General features: G+C 64.0%; 2 protein-coding genes. Both read right to left on the reverse strand.

Annotation, left to right across the window (positions count from 1 at the left end):
* Nucleotides 1-96 precede the first annotated feature (96 nt).
* Nucleotides 97-1,458, reverse strand: coding sequence for a DUF1329 domain-containing protein (locus tag R3280_RS16355; RefSeq protein WP_318999674.1), 1,362 nt, complete (start codon nt 1,456-1,458; stop codon nt 97-99).
* 28 nt (nt 1,459-1,486) lie between these two features.
* Nucleotides 1,487-3,265, reverse strand: a 1,779-nt coding sequence (locus R3280_RS16360) for a DUF1302 domain-containing protein (RefSeq protein ID WP_318999675.1), incomplete at its 5' end; no start/stop codon positions are given.

Below are 3,265 nucleotides of genomic sequence, written 5' to 3' on the forward strand. Positions count from 1 at the left end.
GGCCGGGGGTGGGTGCTTCCTTGGCGGGGTTCCACCTCACCCTTGGTGGGGGGGGGCGCCCGCCCCCGGGGGGGCCGGCCCGCGGCAGGGATCAGATTAGCGGACGCCGGCGCGGCGCAGGGCGGCCGGGGTGTAGTCCTGGGAACGGCGGTCGGTGCCGTAGGTGTAGGGCTCGTCCTCTTCGTTGGTCAGGCCCATGACCAGGTAACGGCCGGACAGCAGGTCGTAGAGGGTTTCGAAGGCGTAGTTGGGCACCAGGTTGTCGTAGGCCTGCAGCGCATGGGCCTCGGCGACCCGCCAGAGCGCGCCACGGCCGTCGTAGTGGTCCACCACGGCAATCTGCCAGGTGTCCTCGTCGAGGTAGAAGTCGCGCTGGGCGTAGACATGGCGCTCACCTTCCTTGAGGGTGGCGCGCACGTGCCAGACCCGGTGCAGCTCATAGCGGGCCAGCTCCTGGTTGATGTGGCCGGGCTGGATGATGTCCTCATAGGACAGCTCCCTGTCCGCCAGGCGGTAGGAGTTGTAGGGAATGTACATCTCCTTCTTGCCCATCAGCTCCCAGTTGTAGCGGTCCGGGGCGCCGTTGAACAGGTCCAGGTTGTCGGTGGTGCGCTGGCCGTCGGCGGCGGTACCCGGGCTGTCATAGGCCACCTGGGGCGCGCGGCGGACGCGGCGCTGGCCGGCATTGAACAGCCAGGCCCGGCGGGGCTCCTTGACCTGGTCGATGGTCTCGTGGACCAGCAGCACGTTACCCGCCAGGCGGTTGGGCGCGGTGATGGTCTGCTTGAAGTAGAACAGCACGTTGGGGTCCTCGCCGGGCTCATAATCCTGCAAGGCGGTGCGGTAGGTCAGGTCCTCTGTGAACTTGACCGGGCTGAACTCGCCGTTGGGCTGGGGTGTGACCTGGGCCACGTTGCGCTGGATGGAGCCGCCGCGGTAACGGGTGGTGTGGTTGAAGATGGCTTCCAGACCGTTCTGCGGAATCGGGAAGGGCGTGCCGTCCTGGAAATTCTGCAGGCCATTGCCGCTGGGCACCAGGCTCACGGTGGTGGCGTTGGCCACGGTCTTGTCCATGTAGTCCTGGGGGTAGGCGGAGGTGCGCCGGGTCTGGTAGACCGGGATGAAGTAATCCTCATAGCGCTTGATGGTGGCGATCTGGCCGGGGCTCAGATTGTCCGTGTACTGATCGACATTGCTCTGGTCAATGCGGAACAGCTCCTTGTCCTCCGGGAAGGGGTCGACATAGATACCCTTGCCAATGAAACCGGCAGGTGGCGTGGTCAGGCCGCCGGTCCATTCCGGGATCTCGTCGCCGTTGCCGGCGCGCTCGGCGCCCATGGGGGTCAGGGTGTCGCCGAGTTTGGCGGCTTCCTCGCTGGATACCGCGGCCAGGGCCGGCAGGGCCGCCATCGAGCAGGCCAGGATGCCGGAGGCGATCAGGTTTCGATTGAAAATCATGGTGTGCTCCTGTGTTGCTGGTTAATGCTTAGAATGAGTAGGAAACGCTGGCGGCCACGAAGTCGCGGTCGTTGATTTCATTGAAATCGCCACCGAAGAAGTTGGTGTAGCTCAGCGAGAACTGGTAGTTCTGCTGGTAGGTACCATCCACCCCCAGGCCCACCGACTTGTTGCCCTCGGTGAAGTTGCCGCCGGGGCCGGGGGCAAAGCCCTGGACGTCGTGGGTCAGGAAGACTTTCGGGGTCAGGTTGATACCGGCCACCGCATCCGGATACTGCCAGGCAAAGAGCGCCCGGTAGCCCCAGGAGAAGTCGGTGGTGTAGCCATCCCGGCCACAATTGGAGGGGTTGATGTTGAGGTCCGTCTCACAGAAGTTCCCCGGGATGTTGTCCACCGGCCCCACGCCGTAGATGCCGGAACGACCGAAGCGGGCTTCGGACTGGGACGGCAGGTCATGCACGTAGGTGGCACCGATCTCACCCACGATGATGAAGCGGGAGGCACCCATCACCCGGTCGATGAACTGGATGAAGGTGGCCTGGGCCTGGGATACCTTGAAGCGCTCGTAACCCTCGATGATCTGGCCGGCGTAGTTGAAGTCCGGATTATCCTCCCGCACCTGCTGCTCCAGCTTGCTCACGATCTCGCCGTTGGGGCCGCGCTGCTGCAGGCCGCCGTAGATCAGCTCGAAGGTGTTCCACTGCACCGGCATGTTGTCCCGGAAGCTGTATTCCGCCCCCAGGGAGATGCCGCCGGGCAGGGTGGTGTTGATGCTCATGCCGAACAGGTTGATGCCCTTGGGGTAGTCGATGAAGTAGCTGGGGAACCGGGTGAACGGCAGATCCGGATTGTTGAGCTGATTGGCCGTCGGCGATTCCGGGTTGTTCACCCGACCGCTCAGGTAGGGCAGGCGGCTGTGATAGCGCATGTAGTAGAAGCCCAGCTCGGAGTTGTTCAGCTCCGGCACATACCAGCGCACGGCAACACCGAACTGGTCCTTGTCACCAGGCTCTCGATCACCTTCACGGGGTGCGATGAAGCCTTCCTCAAAGGCCTGGGAGTCCGGTACCTGGCCGGCCAGCAGCACCGGGCCACAACCGTCCGCCGCTACATCGGCGGTGGAGAAGAAGGTGCCGCAGTCATCGATAGTGAACGGCTCCCACTCGGTCTGGACGAAGGCCTCCAGGGTCACGTCGGCGGTCAGGCCCACCGAGGTGTAGAGCATTTCCACCGGCAACAGCACGTCCTTGAGCTCGGCGCCCGGGGTACGGAAGGCCGGCACATCGATGGGGTTGATGGCGTTGATGCCACCCAGGATAAAGGTGCTTTCGCCCCAGCTCACCACCTGGCGGCCGTAGCGGACGGACACCGGGGCGTCACCGAAGTACCAGTCGCTGAACACATAGGCGTCCAGCAGATCCACACCGGCGGCATTGTCCAAGGCTTCTTCATTGAGCTCCCGGCGCTGGCCCACCGGGTCCACGGCGCGCGGGTTGTCCTTGAGTTCATAGTCGTATTGATAGCGGGCACGAACCAGTGACCCCACGCGGGTGAGGTAGTCACTGTTGGGGCTGTAGTCCAGGAACAGCTCGCTGCGACCACGAAGGACCTGGGAGTAGGGCTCGCCCTTCTTGAAGTTGAGGTTGCCGTCGTCGAAGTTGTTGGACGAGGCGCCGGTGTTGCTGAAGGCGAACTCCGGGCCCAGGTTGCCCTGGGAAATCAGGTCCGGGTCCTGGTCCTCCAGCCGGTAGGCGATACCGGCGGTCAGGGTGGTGTCGAAGGAGGCGTTGATGTCGTAGATCTTGAA

Origin of the sequence: Marinobacter sp. (genome assembly GCF_033722195.1) — a bacterium.
In the GTDB taxonomy this organism is placed as follows: domain Bacteria; phylum Pseudomonadota; class Gammaproteobacteria; order Pseudomonadales; family Oleiphilaceae; genus Marinobacter.

Bases quoted from the DNA above. Each gene is read 5' to 3' on its own strand.
- R3280_RS16355 (WP_318999674.1), bottom strand. From the start codon at position 1,458: ATGATTTTCAATCGAAACCTGATCGCCTCCGGCATCCTGGCCTGCTCG.